General features: G+C 66.1%; 17 protein-coding genes and 1 pseudogene. 8 read left to right on the forward strand and 10 right to left on the reverse strand.

Features of this window, described 5'->3' with window-relative positions:
* Nucleotide 1: 1 nt before the first annotated feature.
* From AWC18_RS17615 to AWC18_RS17625, 3 genes are read right to left on the reverse strand one after another with little or no spacing between them, the layout of a single operon-like run.
* On the reverse strand, nt 2-1,099 hold the full coding sequence (locus AWC18_RS17615; protein WP_085139580.1) for a PE-PPE domain-containing protein: 1,098 nt from the start codon (nt 1,097-1,099) through the stop codon (nt 2-4).
* Between the two features lie 51 nt (nt 1,100-1,150).
* On the reverse strand, nt 1,151-1,828 hold the full coding sequence (locus tag AWC18_RS17620; protein WP_085139581.1) for a GAP family protein: 678 nt from the start codon (nt 1,826-1,828) through the stop codon (nt 1,151-1,153).
* A gap of 33 nt (nt 1,829-1,861) precedes the next feature.
* Nucleotides 1,862-3,601 carry an AMP-binding protein gene (locus tag AWC18_RS17625; protein WP_085139594.1) on the reverse strand — a complete coding sequence of 580 codons (1,740 nt, stop codon included), beginning with the start codon at nt 3,599-3,601 and terminating at the stop codon, nt 1,862-1,864.
* Between the two features lie 182 nt (nt 3,602-3,783).
* Here AWC18_RS17625 and rpsF point away from each other — a divergent pair, with 182 nt between their 5' ends.
* From rpsF to dnaB, 5 genes are all read left to right on the forward strand, one after another.
* Nucleotides 3,784-4,074, forward strand: coding sequence for a 30S ribosomal protein S6 (gene rpsF / locus AWC18_RS17630; protein WP_047319220.1), 291 nt, complete (start codon nt 3,784-3,786; stop codon nt 4,072-4,074).
* A gap of 77 nt (nt 4,075-4,151) precedes the next feature.
* Complete coding sequence (locus tag AWC18_RS17635; RefSeq protein ID WP_085139582.1) at nt 4,152-4,661, forward strand: single-stranded DNA-binding protein; 510 nt, start codon at nt 4,152-4,154, stop codon at nt 4,659-4,661.
* A 32-nt stretch (nt 4,662-4,693) separates the two neighbouring features.
* Complete coding sequence (gene rpsR, locus AWC18_RS17640) at nt 4,694-4,948, forward strand: 30S ribosomal protein S18 (protein WP_064997927.1); 255 nt, start codon at nt 4,694-4,696, stop codon at nt 4,946-4,948.
* 33 nt (nt 4,949-4,981) lie between these two features.
* Nucleotides 4,982-5,440 carry a 50S ribosomal protein L9 gene (rplI, locus tag AWC18_RS17645; protein WP_085139583.1) on the forward strand — a complete coding sequence of 153 codons (459 nt, stop codon included), beginning with the start codon at nt 4,982-4,984 and terminating at the stop codon, nt 5,438-5,440.
* 485 nt (nt 5,441-5,925) lie between these two features.
* The gene (gene dnaB, locus AWC18_RS17650) at nt 5,926-7,302 is read left to right on the forward strand and encodes a replicative DNA helicase (RefSeq protein WP_085139584.1); all 1,377 of its coding nucleotides are present in this window, start codon (nt 5,926-5,928) and stop codon (nt 7,300-7,302) included.
* A 22-nt stretch (nt 7,303-7,324) separates the two neighbouring features.
* Here dnaB and AWC18_RS17655 read toward each other — a convergent pair whose 3' ends face one another.
* Entirely contained in the window at nt 7,325-8,827 is a 1,503-nt protein-coding gene (locus tag AWC18_RS17655) for a carotenoid oxygenase family protein (RefSeq protein ID WP_085139595.1), read from the reverse strand.
* A gap of 149 nt (nt 8,828-8,976) precedes the next feature.
* Here AWC18_RS17655 and AWC18_RS17660 point away from each other — a divergent pair, with 149 nt between their 5' ends.
* The gene (locus AWC18_RS17660; protein WP_085139585.1) at nt 8,977-9,234 is read left to right on the forward strand and encodes a DUF3297 family protein; all 258 of its coding nucleotides are present in this window, start codon (nt 8,977-8,979) and stop codon (nt 9,232-9,234) included.
* Between the two features lie 27 nt (nt 9,235-9,261).
* On the opposite strand, the gene AWC18_RS17665 is transcribed toward AWC18_RS17660, so the two are convergent.
* From AWC18_RS17665 to AWC18_RS17675, 3 genes and pseudogenes are all read right to left on the reverse strand, one after another.
* Complete coding sequence (locus tag AWC18_RS17665) at nt 9,262-10,212, reverse strand: PE-PPE domain-containing protein (protein ID WP_234806574.1); 951 nt, start codon at nt 10,210-10,212, stop codon at nt 9,262-9,264.
* Between the two features lie 90 nt (nt 10,213-10,302).
* A pseudogene (locus tag AWC18_RS17670) lies at nt 10,303-10,482 on the reverse strand (hypothetical protein); the annotation flags it as partial.
* A 126-nt stretch (nt 10,483-10,608) separates the two neighbouring features.
* The gene (locus AWC18_RS17675) at nt 10,609-10,956 is read right to left on the reverse strand and encodes a nuclear transport factor 2 family protein (protein ID WP_064997923.1); all 348 of its coding nucleotides are present in this window, start codon (nt 10,954-10,956) and stop codon (nt 10,609-10,611) included.
* A gap of 202 nt (nt 10,957-11,158) precedes the next feature.
* On the opposite strand from AWC18_RS17675, the gene AWC18_RS17680 reads away from it, so the two are divergent.
* Both AWC18_RS17680 and AWC18_RS17685 read left to right on the forward strand, forming a co-directional pair.
* A complete protein-coding gene (locus AWC18_RS17680; protein WP_085139586.1) occupies nt 11,159-12,547 on the forward strand; it encodes an oxygenase MpaB family protein in 1,389 nt (462 codons plus the stop codon).
* 90 nt (nt 12,548-12,637) lie between these two features.
* Complete coding sequence (locus tag AWC18_RS17685) at nt 12,638-13,561, forward strand: alpha/beta fold hydrolase (RefSeq protein WP_085139587.1); 924 nt, start codon at nt 12,638-12,640, stop codon at nt 13,559-13,561.
* 16 nt (nt 13,562-13,577) lie between these two features.
* On the opposite strand, the gene AWC18_RS17690 is transcribed toward AWC18_RS17685, so the two are convergent.
* The 3 genes from AWC18_RS17690 to AWC18_RS17710 all read right to left on the reverse strand — a co-directional run bounded on the left by AWC18_RS17690 (nt 13,578) and on the right by AWC18_RS17710 (nt 17,171).
* The gene (locus tag AWC18_RS17690; RefSeq protein WP_085139588.1) at nt 13,578-14,540 is read right to left on the reverse strand and encodes a hypothetical protein; all 963 of its coding nucleotides are present in this window, start codon (nt 14,538-14,540) and stop codon (nt 13,578-13,580) included.
* Nucleotides 14,537-16,534 (reverse strand): DUF5631 domain-containing protein, encoded by a 1,998-nt coding sequence (locus AWC18_RS21725; RefSeq protein WP_234806575.1) that lies wholly within the window; start codon nt 16,532-16,534, stop codon nt 14,537-14,539. The genes AWC18_RS17690 and AWC18_RS21725 overlap by 4 nt, the downstream gene beginning before the upstream one ends.
* Nucleotides 16,535-16,904: 370 nt before the next feature.
* Entirely contained in the window at nt 16,905-17,171 is a 267-nt protein-coding gene (locus AWC18_RS17710) for a hypothetical protein (protein ID WP_208858395.1), read from the reverse strand.
* Nucleotides 17,172-17,858 lie beyond the last annotated feature (687 nt).

Below are 17,858 nucleotides of genomic sequence, written 5' to 3' on the forward strand. Positions count from 1 at the left end.
GTCAGCCGGTGAACCCGAAGAAGTCGCGAAGCTTGGCGACGGTGTCGTCGACGGCGCTGTTGGTCTCGGGTCCCAGAATCTGAGCCACATCCATGCCGGTGGGGGAGACCGAAATCGGTCTGGTGGCGGGGTCGTCGTTACGGGAGTAACCGGCGTCGACCTGTGGCTGAAGGAAGGCGTCGAGCTGGTCCACCAGGTTGTCCGGTACGCCCGCGAAGCGCAGCGGCAGGGTCAACGGCAGATGATTGATCGGGATGAAATACGAGGTCGTTGTGGCGCCCCGGGAGTTGACGGTGGACCGGATGTTCTGCGGCGGCACGTCAGCGGGTGTGGTGAATGCTGCCGGGGTGTGCACGATAGCGGCGCCGATGAGCGCGTTGGCCACCGACCACAGGTTCTCCGGCCGGTCCGGGAAGTCGGCCATGCCGTCGTAGGCGGCGACGATCCGATTGCTGTCGTACTGGCTCTCCACCTCTGGGGGCATGGTGTAGTTCTCGAGGGGCAGACGGCTACCCGGCGCGAAGAGTCCGGAAAGAAAGCTCTTCCCGAAAGCGTGTTTCCCCATGGGGGAGCCGAATGTCGAGAACTGCAGCATGTGTGGTGGCGGCGCGGTGGGATCGTTGGCGAGCCGGACCTGCTCCTTGTCCAGCGCCATGGTGCCCTGAGACAACCCGACCGCAACTGCCGGCTCGGTCCCCCGACGAATCACGGCGTCCAGGCTGTCGGTAGCCGCGTCGACCGCGGCGGCAACGGTCATGTTGTCGCGCGGAACGTCGGGCGCGAACATGCTGGGCACCCACCTGAACATCGCACCCGCCGGGTAGTCGATGATTTCCCGCTTCCGGTCCGGGTAATAGCCGGAGCCGGCGCGCTTGGTGTAGTCCGCCCAGGGAATGCCGGGCGGCCGGGCGCCGCCGACTGCGTAGACGACGTCCGCGGCGGCCGCCTCGCCCACCGGCGGCGGTGTCGGTGCGGGGGCAGGCGCAACCCAGGGGGTGTCGGTCGGCTGTGCCGGGGTCGCGGTAGCGGTACTGGCGCTCAATCCACCAGCCGAACCGGCGAGCCACACCGCGAGCGCTCCGGCGACCAGTCGTTTCATCGCTAACCCCTTCAGCCTGCAGAACCTCTGCCGGGACCAGAGTCCACTTTCTCACAGACCTAGGACACCGGCAGTGCATAAGACACCACCTACGGCGGCCAACAGCGCGGCGACCTGGCCCGGCCGACGTTGCCGACCCCACCTGTGCAGCGCCGCCATGAACCCGCGGGTGGCATCCGGAGCCACCAGGTAGGCCAGCAGTGGAATCTCGACGAGCGCAAATGCCACCACATTGAATGTCAGCAGTGCGGCGATCTTCGTGCTGGTGGCGCTGTCGGAGGCGACGATGATCGCCAACGCGGCCAGATAGTCCACCGACGGCAGTGCGATGCCCAAACCGGCTGTTCCCGCCACCCACAGGGACCGACCTTTGAGCAATCGCTGTGCCCGAGCGGAGAATCCGGCCGAGGCAGAATCGGAACGAGCCGGCCGCATCTCGCGCGGTCGGGCGGTCGACACCCTGACGATCAGGACCGCGGCTGTCAGCAGCGCCAGCGCGCCGATGACGATCTGAACCCGCGGCAGGGTCAGCCCAGAAGACTCGGTCACCGAGGGCGGTAGGACGAACAGCACCAGGAGACCGCCGGTTGTCCCCATGACGAAGCCGCCGCACAGAAACGCCATCAGCTGAAGTACCGGCCGGGGCCGATTCAGCATCAACAGCGTCAGACCGATGCGAACGGGCTCAACGCTGGTGGCAGCCGCCATCACCAGCAGGGCTATCCACATGCGGCGACTTCGTATCCCGGGGACGCGGCCGACTCAGCGGTCGATCCGGGTGAACTGCTGACTCTGGTACTGCTCGACGCAGGCCGCCCGGCGAACCTTGCCGCTGGTGGTGATCGGAATCGATCCCGGTCCCACCAGCACTACATCAGTGACGGTCACCCCGTGTGCCTGGGAGATCGCTACCTGCACATCGTTTTTCAGGGCGGCAAGCCGCTGTGCGGTGTCCTCTGCGGATTCGCCACGATCCCGCACTTCGATGATGGTGACCAGAGCCTCCTCCTCGTTGACGGGAACCGCGATGGCCGCGACGCGGCCCCCGCTGATCTCTTGGAGGGTGGCTTCGATGTCCTCGGGGTAGTGGTTACGTCCGCGGATGATCAGCAGATCCTTCATGCGGCCGACGATGAACAGCTCACCCTCGGAGATGAAGCCGAGGTCGCCGGTACGCAGCCACGGGCCGCTCGGGGTGCCCTCGGACGCCCGGACCATTGTCGCGGCGAACACCTCCTGGGTCTGTTCGGGCTTGTTCCAGTAGCCGGCGGCGACATTGGCACCGGCGGTCCAGATCTCACCGACGGTTCCCGCTGCGCATTCGGCGCATGTCTCGGGGTCCACGATGCGCACCGCCGGCGACTTCGGGACGCCGTAGGTGAGCAGCGGTGTGCCCTGACCGGTGTCAGACCGCTGCGCGCTGCCGCGCGTCAACTTCTCCGACTCGAAGTAGACCGTCTGCGGCGGCGACTCCACGTCGAGGGTGGCGACGTACAGGGTGGCCTCGGCCAGCCCGTACGCGGGGTGCAGAGCCCGGGCACGGAAGTTATAGGGAGCGAACCGGTTGAGAAAGCGCTCCAAGGTCGCGGGGTGCACGCGTTCGCTGCCGCTGACGATGCCGAGCACGTCGCCCAGGTCGCGGCCGGCCAGATCCTCGTCGGTGGTCTTGCGCACCGCCAGTTCGAAAGCGAAGTTCGGCGCCGCCGAAAAGGCCCGGGTGTGGCTGGCCATGGCTTGAATCCAGCGCGCGGGACGCTGCAGGAATGCCACGGGGCTGGTCAGCTCGCAACGGTAGCCACCGAGGACTGGTGCGATGACGCCCAGGATCAAGCCCAGATCGTGGTAGAAGGGCAGCCACGACACGATCGTGGTGTCGGGCGGTGCCACCCCGTTGAACTCCGGGAAGTAGCCCGCCATGAACTGCCGGAAGTTCACCTGAAGGTTGCGGTGCGTCACCATCACGCCGGCGGGAAGCCGCGTCGAGCCCGAGGTGTACTGCAGATACGCCACACCACCGGAGTCGGCGGGTTGCTCACCCATGGCGACGCTGGCGTCCAGATCCAACGCGTCGACAGCGACGACCGTTGCCGTGGCGTCGGCCCCGGACTCGCGCACGTACTCAGACACCAGATCGGCGGCCCCGGCCGTGGTGAGGACGACGGACGGCGCCGTGTCGGTGAGTACGGCGCTGACCCGCTCATCGTGAGCGCCGGGATGCGGTACCGGCAGGGGCACCGCGATGAAACCCGCCTGGATGGCGCCGAGGAAGGCCGCGACGTAGCCGAGACCCTGAGGGGCGAGGATGACTGCTCGGTCCCCGGCAGAGCCGTGTTGCTTGAGTTCGCGGGCCACGTTGAGGGCGCGCCGATAGATCTGTGACCAGGACAGGGTCTCCGCGACACCCTCCCAGTCCTGGTCGTAATCGGTGTAGGTGAAGGCGGGGTCATCCGGCGAGAGGAACGCGCGTTCCCGCAACAAAGTTAATAGGGACACATCAGCCATGGCGGTGAGGCTACCGTCACAGTCCGACATGCGCCGAGTGAGCGTCGGCGGGTGCACCGGACGCGCGATTTCGTGGCTGCCTGCCTGGTCGGGTAGCCTGGCCCGGTTGCCGACGCAGGCGACCCTCCTGCCGTGGATGCCTCCACGGCCGCACTACGACCATAGGAGGTGATGAGGTTCCCATGCGTCCATACGAAATCATGGTCATCCTTGACCCCACTCTCGACGAGCGCACCGTAGCCCCGTCCCTGGAGACGTTCTTGAACGTCATTCGCAAGGACGGCGGAACGGTGGACAAGGTCGACATTTGGGGCAAGCGCCGCCTGGCCTACGAGATCGCCAAGCATGCCGAAGGCATCTACGCGGTCATCGATGTCAAGGCCGCTCCGGCCACCGTGTCCGAGCTCGACCGTCAGCTCAGCCTGAACGAGTCGGTGCTCCGCACCAAGGTGATGCGCACCGACAAGTCGTAGCAGGCTGTCGCAGTCGTTGCGTAGGCTCATGCTGCAAATGCAGCATCCAGCGCTGACACCGATCCTAGGAGGGCCCCGTGGCTGTAGGTGACACCACGATCACCGTCGTCGGAAACCTGACCGCGGACCCCGATCTGCGGTTCACCCCCTCGGGGGCGGCCGTCGCCAACTTCACGGTGGCGTCCACCCCGCGGGTCTTCGACCGGCAGAGCGGTGAGTGGAAGGACGGCGACGCGCTGTTCTTGCGGTGCAACATCTGGCGGGAGGCCGCCGAGAATGTTGCCGAGAGCCTCACCCGCGGATCGCGGGTGATCGTCACCGGGCGGCTGCGGCAGCGGTCCTTCGAGACCCGCGAGGGCGAGAAGCGCACCGTCTACGAGGTGGAGGTCGACGAGGTCGGCCCCTCGTTGCGGTATGCCACCGCCAAGATCAACAAGGTCAGCCGCGGCGGCGGCGGAGGCGGTTTCGGCGGGGGCGGCGGCGCGTCGGCCTCGGCCGGTCCGTCCGGCCCGCCCGCGGAAGACCCGTGGGGCAGTGCTCCGGCGTCCGGCTCCTTCGGTGGCGCCGACGACGAGCCGCCCTTCTAGACAAACGAACCACAGCACGAAAGAGATAGGTAATGGCCAAATCCAACAAGCGGCGTCCGGCTCCCGAGAAGCCGATCAAGGCTCGCAAGTGCGCATTCTGCTCTAACAAGAAGCAGGTGATCGACTACAAGGACACCTCGCTGCTGCGCACCTACATCAGTGAGCGGGGCAAGATCCGCGCCCGTCGTGTGACCGGCAACTGCGTTCAGCACCAGCGCGACATCGCGCTCGCGGTGAAGAACGCCCGCGAGGTCGCGTTGCTGCCCTTCACTTCGTCGGCGCGCTAGCCGACCACTCAATCTTGGAGAAAGTACGAAACGATGAAGCTCATTTTGACCGCTGAGGTGGACCACCTCGGAGCGGCCGGAGACACCGTCGAGGTCAAGGACGGATACGGTCGCAACTTCCTGCTCCCGCGGGGGCTGGCCATCGTCGCCACGCGCGGCGCGCAGAAGCAGGCCGACGACATCCGTCGCGCCCGCGAGACCAAGCAGGTGCGCGACCTGGACCACGCCAAGGAGCTCAAGGAGGCTCTGCAGGCGCTGGGCACGATCACGTTGCCGGTGAAGACCGCGGGTGACTCGGGCAAGCTGTTCGGCTCGGTGACCACCGCTGACGTGGTTGCCGCCATCAAGAAGGTCGGCGGGCCCAACCTGGACCGGCGGATCGTCCGGCTGCCCAAGGCCCACATCAAGACGGTCGGCAGCCACCCGGTGTCGGTGCACCTGCACCCCGAGGTGGACGTCACCGTCACCCTCGACGTCTCCTCGGCAAACTAAGCACGTATCTCAGCAGCCCCGGCGGCGCCCTGATCGGCGCAGCCGGGGCTTTGCTGTGCCCGCGCCGGCGTCAGGCTGGGTTAGTGCTGGCTAACTTTTCGGCCTGTCTGTCGAGGTGGGCGTGTTTACCCCGATGTGGAATCGCGTCTACCTACTGGCAAGGCAACACGCCCGAAGTGGCAACCTCAGGCGACACGCCGAAGAGATTGTGCTCCACAATCAAAACACCCCTAGCCAGCGCTGTGAGCTGCAGAGATAACCTGGCTTACAAGTGCAATCCACAAGTCTTCCCCACCGTCCCAAACAATTGGGGGACCGGTGTGCACACTTAATCCACACCTTTGTGAACAAGCACGTTTTGTATGGCCGCCAGCAACGCCTACCGTCAACGCGGCACGACCCGACGATGTGTCGGTGCCACCGGATATGTTCGGCCTATAACGCCGAACAGGCGTTCGATCGTGCCAGTGGAGGAGGAGGGGCGCATGGCGGTAGTCGACGACCGTGGGCACTCTGAGCTTGAGGAGCCACCACGCGAGGACGTCGGCCGTCAACCGCCCCAGGATCTCGTCGCAGAGCAGTCGGTGCTCGGGGGCATGCTGCTGAGCAAGGACGCCATCGCCGACGTGCTGGAGCGCCTGCGGCCCGGTGACTTCTACCGCCCGGTGCACCAGAACATCTACGACGCGATCCTGGATCTCTACGGCCGTGGTGAGCCGGCCGACGCGGTCACCGTGGCCGCGGAGCTCGACCGCCGCGGCCTGCTGCGCCGGGTGGGCGGCGCGCCGTACCTGCACACGCTGATCTCCACGGTGCCCACCGCGGCCAACGCCGGCTACTACGCCACCATCGTTGCGGAGAAGGCGCTGCTGCGGCGGCTGGTGGAGGCCGGCACGCGGGTGGTGCAGTACGGCTACGCCGGGGCGGAGGGCGCCGATGTCGCCGAGATCGTCGACCGGGCCCAGGCCGAGATTTACGAAGTCGCCGACCGCCGCAGCTCCGAGGACTTCGTCCCCCTCGAAGACCTGCTGCAACCCACCATGGACGAGATCGACGCGATCGCCTCGCACGGCGGTATCGCGCGCGGTGTGCCGACCGGATTCACCGATCTCGACGAGGTGACCAACGGGCTGCATCCGGGACAGATGATCATCATTGCGGCACGGCCCGGTATGGGGAAGTCCACACTGGCGCTGGACTTCCTGCGGTCGTGCTCGATCAAGAACCGGATGGCAAGCGTCATCTTCTCGCTGGAAATGAGCAAGTCCGAGATCGTCATGCGACTGCTGTCCGCTGAAGCCAAGATCAAGCTCGGCGACATGCGCTCGGGTCGGATGACCGACGACGACTGGACCCGGCTGGCGCGGCGGATGAGTGAGATCAGCGAGGCTCCGCTCTACATCGACGATTCGCCGAACCTGACCATGATGGAGATCCGGGCGAAAGCCCGCCGGCTGAAGCAGAAGGCGGACCTGCGGCTGGTGGCGGTCGACTACATGCAGCTGATGACCTCCGGCAAGAAAGTCGAGTCGCGCCAGCAGGAGGTGTCGGAGTTCTCCCGGAACCTCAAGCTACTGGCCAAGGAGCTCGAGGTACCGGTGATCGCGCTGAGCCAGCTCAACCGTGGTCCCGAGCAGCGCACCGACAAGAAGCCGATGCTGGCAGACCTCCGTGAAAGTGGCAGCTTGGAGCAAGACGCGGACATGGTGATCCTGCTGCACCGGCCGGACGCGTTCGAGCGCGACGACCCGCGTGGGGGAGAAGCGGACCTCATTCTGGCCAAGCACCGTAACGGGCCGACGAAGACGGTGACCGTGGCGCACCAGCTGCATTTGTCGCGGTTTACCAATATGGCGCACTGAGGTTGGGTGTGCGCCACCATCCTCAGTCCGCCGGCCGCGCGGGGCTGAAGTTGCCGTGAAAGCCCTGCGGCACATGGTGTGTCAGCTGGGCGGTGGCGATCGGTCCGGCCGGTAGATCGGACGCATCCAGGACGACCAGTCGCGACGTGCGCTGGGCGGCCTGGTACTCCACCGTCAACAGCCAACCGTCGTCCTCCCGCGTTCCACCGGGGCGCGGCGTGAACACCGGTTCGCAGAAGCTGTTTCCGGATTCCGCCGCGGTGTAGGTGCTTTCGGAGTTGGTCTCCAGATCCAGCTTGGTGATCGAGTCGTAGAAGGCACTCAACCGGACCCGGGTGTTGTAGTAGGAGTACCGATGCGGCTTGCCCTCCACCCGCGGGTGATGGCGCGGGAACTCACACGGGGTGTCGCTGAGCGGCTGCCGGGACACTCGACCGGACCTGGTGACCCGGAACCGAGTGAACTCCGACGGCGCGTCGTGCAGGCTGCTGGAGTGGAAGCGGGCGATGCGGCGCAGCAGGGTGCCGTCGGCATAGGTGATGGCGTCGACCACCACGTCGTCACCGTCGTCGTAGGCGTTGCTCAGATGGAACTGCATCGTGGCCTCGAACTCCACCCGGCGGATCTTGCCGCCGTCGCGGGGCACCAGGATGAAGTAGCTGCCCTTGTCCGGCCGGTACTGCAGGGCGTCGCCGAGGGATTTCGTGCCGAGCGCCACCGGGAGGGCGTCCGGGATGATCGGAGAGATGAAGAACGCCAGGTAGCGATCGGTCAGCGTGAAGTCGTGCACCATCGCGACGTACGGCAGTGGGGCTGAACGGAAGTGCTCGAGTCGACCGGACCGGTCGGTGCGGTAGATGCGCAGGTGCGGGCTGGGGATGAACTCGACTCCGAAGTTGAACATGTCTCCGGTTCGCGGGCACCAGCTCGGGTGCGCCGAGTACGAGCCCATCCAGCGCAGCCGGCCGCCGAACCGGCGGACACCGATGGTGCGCAGCGAGTCCGGGTCCAGCTCGTGCGGCGGACCGCCCTCCCACAGCGCGTAGAGGTGCCCGGCGTGCGCGACGACGTTTGTGTTGGCCAGGTTTGCCGGGAAGCGGCCGATGTTGGCCGACCAGCCGCCGGCGGCGTCGGTGCCGATGTGCCGGGTGCCGGTCTTGCCGCGGTAGTGCCGGGTGCGCACATAGCGATTGCGGTAGTGCACGCCGCCGTCGGTGATCTTGAAGGCCGACACCATGCCGTCACCGTCGAACAGGTGGCGCAGCGGACGGCCGGTGTGGTCCTGCCAGCGGCCCGGTCCGTTGCGGTACAGCGTGCCGGCCAGGCCGACCGGGATGGCGCCCTCGATCTCCCGCACCAAGTAGTCGTGCTCGGTCGGCTGCGGCTCGCTGACCCCCATGCTGAGCAGGTCATCACGGCTGAGCGCGGCGAGGCCGGCCAGTGCGTCGGACTTCTCGGCCGGCGGCAGGGAGTCCACGTACTCGGTGAGACCCGGCAACCCGACCTGCTCCAACGGGGTGGTCATCGGACTCTCCTCTGCGTCGAACATCCCGAACTGAGACTGATCGTCAAGTTAGTCTCGCCGCGACCTGCACGCACCTGGTCACCGCCCAGTCGCGTAGATTCCTTGGGAATCGCATTCAAGCCGCAACGCACCACCCGACGAAAGCCATCATGACCGAAGACCACAGCGCAGACGTGCCACCGAATCAACTCTCCGTTGATCCACGCAGTGCCTTCTATGACGAAGAGGTGCTTCGCCGCGACGTGGGTATTCGCTTCAATGGCGTCGAGCGCACCAATGTCTGCGAGTACAACGTGGCCGAGGGCTGGGTGCGTATCGAGGTGCCGACCGCCAAGGATCGTCGGGGCAACCCGATGGTCGTCAAGCTCAGCGGCACGGTTGAACCTTATTTCCGCACAGCGGAATAGCCGACTCGCCGGACCCGTCGCAGTCCGTCAGAACGAGTTGGTCAGCGCGAAGACCAGTGAGTCGTACAGGGATTGGAACAGCCCACTGTTCAGGATCCCGCCATACGCAATGGCGTTGACAGCCGCGCTGATGTTGTCGATGTCGTCGGAGATGTCGACGTAGGTGAGGTATCCATCGGTCGACGTGGTGGCGTCGGCGATCTGATCCGGCGTCAACCCCAGGTATTCCCCGTGCCGGATGAGACCGGGCACCAGCTCGCCCCACAGCCCCCACGTGTCGAAGTTCCCCTGCCAGTCCGAGGCAAAGTCATTGTCGATCGAGAAGATGGTCGCCGGGTAGAGGTCATTCGGTGTCACCAGGCCGAGCACGGGTTCCAGATCGAAGAGCTTGACGATGAAGTCGGTGATATCCGGACCGAACACCAACTCCAGGGTGGACAACACATTGAGCCATATCCCGTCCGCCGTGGTGGGGCTGCCGATGAACACGAAGTGCAGCAGCTCACTGGGAACACCGGCCGCGGCGAGCTGGGTCATGGCGACCGAGCCGACCGCCGCGCCCTGCGAGTATCCGAACACCGTCAAGGGACGTTCAGCGCTGTATGCGTCGGGGTCCGCTGCCAGCGCATTCTGTACGGCCAGAACCAGATTCGACGCGCCGGTAAGGGTGCTGTGGCCCTGTTGGAGCAATTGCGGGGTGGTCAGCACCTGTAATGCAGCGCTGCACGGGTCGGTGCCGTCCATGTAACAGACGGTCGACCCGTTCGCCTCGATGTCGAAGCCCAGCGCATTCAGATACAGCGCCTGGGCGGAACGCGCGAAATCGACTGACGGGGTGGGCTCGACGGTGCCCCCGATGATGATCGCCGTCTGACTGCCCGAGAGCGGTCCGTCTGCGGCCAACAGCGTCACCGGGGTGCTGGCGGCGTGGGCGATGGGCGCGGTGGCGGCGCCGACCAGCAGGGCAACAGCTGCCACAGGGGTAAACATCCCGTATCTGTTCACCATCGCATCCTGTCACCGTTGCCCGAAAGCACTCCGGATTTCGGCCGGGCCGCTACAGCATGATCAAAACTGCACGCTCAGGTCCTGGCTCACCAGCCTGCGCACTCCCCAGAAGTACGTGACCAACGGCATGGTGCACCACAGCACGTTGATCAAGACGAACTTCACCCACATCTCCACCGGCGACGACATGCTTTGCAGGTTGTTGGCAATCTCCACGCCGAAGTACACCGCCGGCAGGGTCGGTGTCGTCGGCGCAGCGGGATGTCTGTGTCATCGGCAGGCCTCCGCATCGAGGTGATCAGTTCCCGGCTGCGCTCAGCGTTGCACTGTCCACCCACTGCGTATGACAGAACGCGCCGATGCCAACTACTCGTCGATCAGCACGTAGAGGCTCGACACCTTGTCGTCACGGATGATCAGGACGTCGCGGCCGGTGGCCACAGCGGGTCCGTCAGCGGGGCCGAGCTGCCAGGTATAGGTCACCAGGTCTTGTGAGACCTGTACCGGACAGGTGCGGGCCAGGACAGTGTTCGGGAGTTGGTCCTGCAGGGCGGCGATCGCCGCCTCCACACCCGCGTGGCCGGTGAGCGCGGCCGCGGGCTCGCCGACAAACACGTCGTCCGTGTAGATCTCGGCGATCGCCTTCTCTCGGGCGGGCCCGCTCGGGGAGTTCCAGGCGTCCAGGTGGGCGTCGATGATGTGGGCGAAGGTCATGGAGGGCTCCTCGCTTGCGTGGTGGCGCGTTACACCGCCGACGGCACTGTCACCGGACCCGATAACTCCCATTGAAACTACAGTCCGCGCACTGTAGACAATTTCAGGACAAATGAATGCGACAAACTGGGTCGCGTTAAACGCAGCTGGGGCGTGATAACGTCTCAATCAGTATCCTATTTTTCGAGGTTGGGTTGGCCGTATGACTGTGACGGGTGAGCGTCCGAAGATCCTGCTCGAGGACGTCGATTTCAATCGGCGCGATCATCCCGACCGGCCGCTGCGGCCCATCCCGCCGGGGCGTGACTACTTCGCCGGCCAGTGGCGCCAGATGCGCGAGATCATCTTCGGGCCGTGGATCGACATCGACAAAGAAGTCGAGCCCAACGAGATCACCCGGTGGCGCGACGACTACTTCTGGCAGCGCGACGAATACATGATCGGTGCGGTCGAGGTGTTCGAACGCCTGGGATATGAGCAGGCCCGTGCGCTGTTCGAGCAGGCTCTGACACAGGGCATCGAGACCCTTGAGGATCCTCCCCAGGAATTCGTCGACCTCTTCGAGCACCTCGATCAGCTGCCCAGTCAGTTCGACCTGGCCTCCGCTGAGCGTGGCCGGATGCTGGCGATGTCGGCCACGATCGCGGCCACCACGATCGTCCGCGGCTGGGCGCTATACGAGACCGCGATGACCGGCGACATCTCCGCGGCGACCGGGGCCACCGGCCGTTTCGCCGACGACGGTCCGCGCCGCTTCATTGAAACGGCCCGCGTGTTCGCCGAGTTCACGTTGCCGGACATCTTCGATCGGCACTCGGAGGCCTTCCAGGATGTGGTGCGGGTGCGGTTAATGCACGCGCTGGCCAGTCGTGGACTGCGTCGGAAGTGGGGCGACGACCTCTACCTCAAGTTCGGAGAGCCCATTCCGGTGACATCACTGCTGGGATTCGGCAGTGGCCTGCTGATCAGCCGACTCATCGACCATGCATTCGGCCGCAAGCTCACACCGGATCAGCTGGAGGACCTCGCCGAGTACTCCTCGTTCTCCGGCCGGCTGTGGGGTGCGCCCGAGCGGCTGCACTCCGCCAACGCGCTGGAGCTGATCAAGTCGTTGAACTACGTGCTCTCCCGGGGCGGCAACCCCTCTCCCTGGCGTGCCGAGCTCGTGGATGCCATCGCGGGCCCCGAACACCTGGAAACCCTGACGGGGACGTTGCCGGGCCCGCTGCAGAAGCTGGTCTCCAAGTATGCGCACCAGATCACGGCGGCGATCGCGTTTGCGCCGGCCGGCGTCGTCTTCGGCTACGAGCAGATCGACGCGATGTTGGTGGGCACCATCTTTGAGCCGCTGGGCTACAACTTCAAGCGCCAGGTCAAGAACTTTGAGCGGCTCACCAAGCTCAACGTGCGCATCGCCAAGCTGGCCGACTGGGTGCCGTGGTCCAACCCAATTCGTGAGCACCGGAAGCGGACGGGTGCGGTCGCGCGGGAACGGATCGCGATGCTGAGCAAGATTGCCGCCGCACGGCAGCTCCCGTTGACCTACACCCACCACGACAAGTCGACGTCGGGCGAGGGTTTCACCGGCTGAGCATCTGCTTCATCCGTGGGCAGCCCGTCACGTCGGGTCGATTGGCCGAGTTCATGGCTGTGGAGCAGGCTGTCTCGCTAACCTCGCTATGTGCCGGAGCCAACTGACCCCCAGCCGAGCCCCATCGTTCTCGATGTGGAGGGTTCCGGTGTTCAACCGCCGGTGGCCCCGCGGGTGCGGCGGTTGTTCTGGCTGCTGGAGCGTGTCGCGCCCGCAATCGGGTCGCGCTGGGCGCTGGAGCTGTGGTGCACTCCGCCGGTCATCGATTCCAGCCTGCGTATGCCGCCCGGCGTCCCGCCCGGCGAGCCGCTGGAGGCGCACTGGGACGGGCACCGCGTCGTAGGCGAGTCGTGGGGCGAGGGCCCGCCGGTCTACCTCGTACACGGCTGGGGTGGACGTCGCCCACACCTCGGCATGTTCATCAAACCTCTCGTCGCCTCCGGCCACCGTGTGATCGCGTTCGACCTGCCCAGCCACAACGAGTCGGACCCGGGCGTACTGGCACCTGGGCGCACCACCGCAATCGAGTGCGCCGAAGCGGTCGCAGCAATGATCCGGACACACGGGGATGCCCGGGCGGTGGTCGCCCACTCGCTGGGAGCCAATGCGACCGCGTTCGCGGCCTCATGGGGCGCGACGGTGGGGCGCTTGGTCTTCCTGGCGCCGATGGGCGAGTTCCCGATCTATCTGGATCTGTTCGCCGCGCGCCACAACTTCAGCCGACGGATACGCGCGGGACTGCATCGACGCCTGGAACGCCGTATCGGCATGTCACTCGAGGACACCAACATGGTCCGGGTCGCCGAGAAGACCGACTATCCGCCGTTGCTGCTCATCCACGATCCCGACGACCCCGAAACGCCCTATGCGACCAGCGAAAAGGTGGTCGCGTCCTGGCCGGGCGCACGGTTGATGACGACGGCGGGACTGGGCCGCCTCGCTCATTTCCGAATCTTGAGGCATCGCCCAGCGATTCGCGAGGGTGTCGACTTCATCGGGCCGGCCTCGGAGTGATGTAGCGCCGGCAGAGTCAACGCTGCTTGGACGAATCATCCTGGTCCACAATGCGTTTCAGCGGTGTGATACCAGGATGGCCGGCATCCCGTGCGACGGACTTTGTCACCGGAATATTGGGCGGGGCCGTGGTCCGGCCCTTGACCGGCTGGCCGTTGGGCACGCCCGGGGCGGCGATCCGCTTCGCGTCCGCCTTGTCGTCCTTGCCGCCTTTGCCGCCGGCGCCCGCCCCGCCGGGCATCATCGGCATCATCCCGCCGCCGCCACCACCAGCGGTTGGCGCGCCGCCTGCGGAACCGCCGGCACCGGTGTTGGTGGCGGCGGCGGGGGTTGTCGGTGCCGAAGTCCCCGGAACCGGGGGCGGGCCGAGGTTGCTGGCCGGGGTGGTGCCCACGCCCAGTCCGCCGCCGCTTCCGCCGGAGCCGAAGTCTTCACCGCCCAGGCCCTCATCGGGACTGAACTCCGAGGCCAGCGTGGCGTCGCCCAGCCCCGCCTTGCCCAGAGATGACGCCGCGCTCATCAGCGGCGACAACGCGCCCTGGCCGGCCTGCATCAACCCCTGGGGCAACTTGGTCACCGCGCCCAGAGCTCCGCTGAGCGCGCTGGTGATGCCCTGCATGGCGCTGTTGACGCCCTGCATCGCCCCATCCATGGCTTCTTGGGGCAGCTGCTGCCCTGCCGCAGCGGGGGCGGCTTCAGCCGCGACATTCTGGAACCGAGAGACCGCACCCGCCTCGTGCTCAGCGAACTTTCGCACCGCGTCGGCGGCATGGCCGGTGCGGTCCCGGTGATCGTTGGCGAGTTCGGTGTTTGTCTCGACCAGGTTCAGGTTGGTCGCAGCACCGAAGGCGGCCATCGTGGCATCGACGGGGGATGATCCGCCGGGGTGGACCGGTCCAGGGGGGATCGCCGTCGGGGGCTGCGAGAGCGCAATGTGTAAGAAGTCCGCGCCGTAATGCCTGACGAAGTCATCTGTCATGGCGCCACGCCTCCATGCTGAACTGCCACTGCCAGGTACCACGCAAGGTGGTAGCGGGCGAGCTCTTCGCTTCCGTCGATCAGTGCGTCGATGGCCGCCAACAGCATCCAGTCGGCGACATCCCGCGGAGCATGCTCGGGATAGGCCGACAGTACTCGCACCTGCGTTTCGGCGACTACCTGCCGAAACAGCGCGATCTCGTTGTCGTCAACGCCAGAGCGGCGTGCTACGGCCCGTGCCACGGTCTGCGCGATTCGCGGCAGGCGGTCGTTGGTGGCGGTGATATCGATGAGCGTGGGGCCGAGTTCATCGACGTGCTGGCCGAATCGGGCGCGTTCTCCGGTGCCGGGAATCGGATCGTTCGGACCGGCCTCGGCGACGTAGGCGTTCGGATGGTGGGCCGCCGCGGCGATCACCGCACCCAGCAGATCGACCGCGCTGCTGTCGCGGCGCCGGTGGGCTGGATCCAGCAGCGTCAGTCCGGGCGGGAGTTTGACGGTGGGTGGGATCCAGCCACCGGCCAAGTCGGTGGCCAGCACGGTGGTGGTCTCGTCGTCCCGAAGGCCGGCCGCCCAAGCCAGGCTCGGTGCCTGGCGGGCCACCGCGTCGACTTTGCGCTGCAGATCCTGGTGTTCGGCAAGGCGCCGCGCGGCCGTACCGGCTGCGGCCCCGGCCGTGCTTCCGGCGCCCATGCTGCCTGCTAGCGATGCGCCGGATTGGCCGCCGGGCGTGGGCTTGCCCGGCGCGGGACGATCACCGGTCGAGGCCACCGTTGGTCCCCCGGGCGTCGGGGGCGCGTGGCCGCCGGGTGGGGGCGGGGAAGTCGGACCCGCAGGTCCGGCAGGCGCCGTGGGCGCGGCCGGGACGGCTGGGACGGCTGGGACGGCTGGGCGCAAATCTGCCCCATAGCCGGGCAGGGGACCTGCCGGGACTGCCGGGCCGGCGCTGATCGGCCCCGACGATACCGAGGCCGGGCTCGCTGCCACCGGCGGAGCCGGCGGTGCTGCCGGCGTAGCGCCGGCGGTGGGCGCGGGCGGGGCGATCTCGGTGTTGGAGCTGGCCAACTGGGCCATATTGCCGAGTGCACCGCCGGCCATCGGCGTCACCGCGGGGGAGGGCGGAATTTGCGACGGCTGACCGAATCCTCCGGGGCCGGCTCCACCCGGCGGCAACGGCGGTGGTGTCCCGCCCGGTCCAGGAGCTCCGCCAGGCATGCCCGCGGCAAGTGCCTGGGTGGGGCCGCTGGCGTTAAGGCCGGGTGGCATGCCACCGCCGCTGGGCGGGCCGGTGAGGGCGGGCATGGCGGAGGGTGCGGGGGATGGGACGCCGCCTGGCGCGCCCATTGCCGTTGCGGCGGGTATGCCGCCTGGGGCGGCGGGCGGTAGCACCGGGCTAGGGGCGCCCGCTCCTTGCGGGACATTGCCTAGGTTGTTGCCGATGGCGCCGGTGTCCCTGCCGATGTTGTCGGCGCCGCTGTTACCGCCGATGGTGCCGCCGCCGCTGTTACCGCCGATGGTGCCGCCGCCGTTGCTGTTGTCGCCGCCGCTGTTACCGCCGATGGTGCCGCCGCCGTTGCTGTTGTCGCCGCCGCTGTTACCGCCGATGGCGACGGCGTCACCGCCTGTTGCGACGTCGTTGCCGCCATTCCTGCTTGGAGTGAAGTTATTGCCGCCACCTGTGCTGCTGCCGCCCGGAAGTAAGAGTTCCTCCACGCTCTTTGGAACCGTGTGATTGCCCGAGTCGCCAGCGCCGTACGGGAAGGGAAGCTGGTCGGTACCAGCTGCCGTTCTACTCAACTCTTCACTGGAGGGAAGTTGCGACGGTGGGGGGCCGAACTTAGCGCCGTTGTCTTGGAGCCACCGCTGCGCGTCCCCTTCGATGCCCAGCTCATTGAACATCTGCTGGGTTGCCGCGATGATCTTGCCGTTGGCCTCTGAACTGTGCTCCGCCGCTTCAGTGTTGGCAGTGGCGATTAAGCCGATAGCTTCGGCCATCGCTTCAGGCGTGTTCTTCGCTACCAGTTCGTCAATTTGGGGGTTGTACCGATCGGCGATATTTGTCAATTGACGACGAAGTTCATCAACGGCGTTCGCGACACTACGGCTAGCGGTGCTCTTGCTACGACAGTGTTCGGAGGCGTTCGCAAGACGGTTATAGCCAGTACGCAGACGCATCAGCTCATCTTCTGTGGTCTGGCCGCTGTTCCTGGCGCTCACACCGTCTGTGAATGCTTGAAGTTCGATCGCCTCGCGCTCTTTGGCGCTGGATTGGTCAGACCAATACTGGACACCGCTATTCGGCTCGTTTGGGGGCGCCGGCCACCACGCCCCTACCAAGTAGGACGACCAATTCCCGGGCGGTAGATCAGTCACCGCACAGGTCCCTTAGCGTGCGTTCCTTGGCATTGGCGGTGTTCACAGCACTATCGAACTGAGGATCGCCAGCTTTGCCGCTGGAAGACGCAATAACGAGATCTTGGTACGCCAACTCAACAGCTTGGGCTGCGTCCCGGTAAGTGGGATCCAAAGCAGGATCGGCCGCAGCGCCCTCTAGGACCATCGCGCCGTTGAGCAGGGCAATTCGTCCAAGACTTGCATCAGGCCCGTTGGTCTCGATGTGTATCGCGCTCATAGCAGGTTTAAACCGACTGCAGAGATTCGCCTTAGCGGTGGTCTCTTGAGCCGTAGAAAAAGTCGGACCGGATGCCGGCCGCGTAAGTGCTACAACAGCCGCTATTAACGCGAGAAGACCCAGCAAGATGGCGAGCGTAGCGAGTACCGATGCTGACCGGCGGCGTGGTTGAGCGTCGGGAGTCGCGGGCGAAGAGGGCTGTGGCGTGGTCACACTGCGGATGGTAGCCCTCAAGCGGATTTCACGTTTACATCCTGATTGGACTGCGTTGGTTCAGCACGCAATAGCCTGGGCGTTGAGCCGCGCAAGCAGGGGCAGCCGCGCCATTCGGTCCCGTGGTAAATATGGGTCGACGCTTCAGCGCGGTACTCGAAGCGGAACTGGATCTCACCCCTCGAACCGGCTGCGCAGAGCCACCGTCGCAGCATGGGCTGGCTAGAACTGCGTTGACATCGATCGGAACGAGATTAATCGCCGCAAAGCCCGATCATGTCGCGGTCTCTGGCGTTTGCGTCGTTGATTGCCGCACCCAGCTCTGGGTCGTCCCCCTCTCGACCAGTGGAGAGAGCTACAAGTGTTTGATAGGTGAGCGCGAGAGCCCGCGCCGCATCGGAATTTGTCAAGGTGTTTGAGTCCAACGGGTGTTAAGCGGCTGCCGTCTGGTCCTCCTGTTCGATGGGTTTTGGT

The sequence above is a fragment of the Mycolicibacter nonchromogenicus genome (assembly GCF_002101775.1).
In the GTDB taxonomy this organism is placed as follows: Bacteria; Actinomycetota; Actinomycetes; order Mycobacteriales; family Mycobacteriaceae; genus Mycobacterium; species Mycobacterium nonchromogenicum.

Excerpts from the sequence above, each read along its gene's own strand:
- AWC18_RS17615 (WP_085139580.1), bottom strand. The coding sequence starts at position 1,099 with ATGAAACGACTGGTCGCCGGAGCGCTCGCGGTGTGGCTCGCCGGTTCG.
- AWC18_RS17620 (WP_085139581.1), bottom strand. The coding sequence starts at position 1,828 with ATGTGGATAGCCCTGCTGGTGATGGCGGCTGCCACCAGCGTTGAGCCC.
- AWC18_RS17625 (WP_085139594.1), bottom strand. The coding sequence starts at position 3,601 with ATGGCTGATGTGTCCCTATTAACTTTGTTGCGGGAACGCGCGTTCCTC.
- rpsF (WP_047319220.1), top strand. The coding sequence starts at position 3,784 with ATGCGTCCATACGAAATCATGGTCATCCTTGACCCCACTCTCGACGAG.
- rpsR (WP_064997927.1), top strand. The coding sequence starts at position 4,694 with ATGGCCAAATCCAACAAGCGGCGTCCGGCTCCCGAGAAGCCGATCAAG.
- rplI (WP_085139583.1), top strand. The coding sequence starts at position 4,982 with ATGAAGCTCATTTTGACCGCTGAGGTGGACCACCTCGGAGCGGCCGGA.
- dnaB (WP_085139584.1), top strand. The coding sequence starts at position 5,926 with ATGGCGGTAGTCGACGACCGTGGGCACTCTGAGCTTGAGGAGCCACCA.
- AWC18_RS17655 (WP_085139595.1), bottom strand. The coding sequence starts at position 8,827 with ATGACCACCCCGTTGGAGCAGGTCGGGTTGCCGGGTCTCACCGAGTAC.
- AWC18_RS17660 (WP_085139585.1), top strand. The coding sequence starts at position 8,977 with ATGACCGAAGACCACAGCGCAGACGTGCCACCGAATCAACTCTCCGTT.
- AWC18_RS17675 (WP_064997923.1), bottom strand. The coding sequence starts at position 10,956 with ATGACCTTCGCCCACATCATCGACGCCCACCTGGACGCCTGGAACTCC.
- AWC18_RS17680 (WP_085139586.1), top strand. The coding sequence starts at position 11,159 with ATGACTGTGACGGGTGAGCGTCCGAAGATCCTGCTCGAGGACGTCGAT.
- AWC18_RS17690 (WP_085139588.1), bottom strand. The coding sequence starts at position 14,540 with ATGACAGATGACTTCGTCAGGCATTACGGCGCGGACTTCTTACACATT.
- AWC18_RS21725 (WP_234806575.1), bottom strand. The coding sequence starts at position 16,534 with ATGGCCGAAGCTATCGGCTTAATCGCCACTGCCAACACTGAAGCGGCG.
- AWC18_RS17710 (WP_208858395.1), bottom strand. The coding sequence starts at position 17,171 with ATGAGCGCGATACACATCGAGACCAACGGGCCTGATGCAAGTCTTGGA.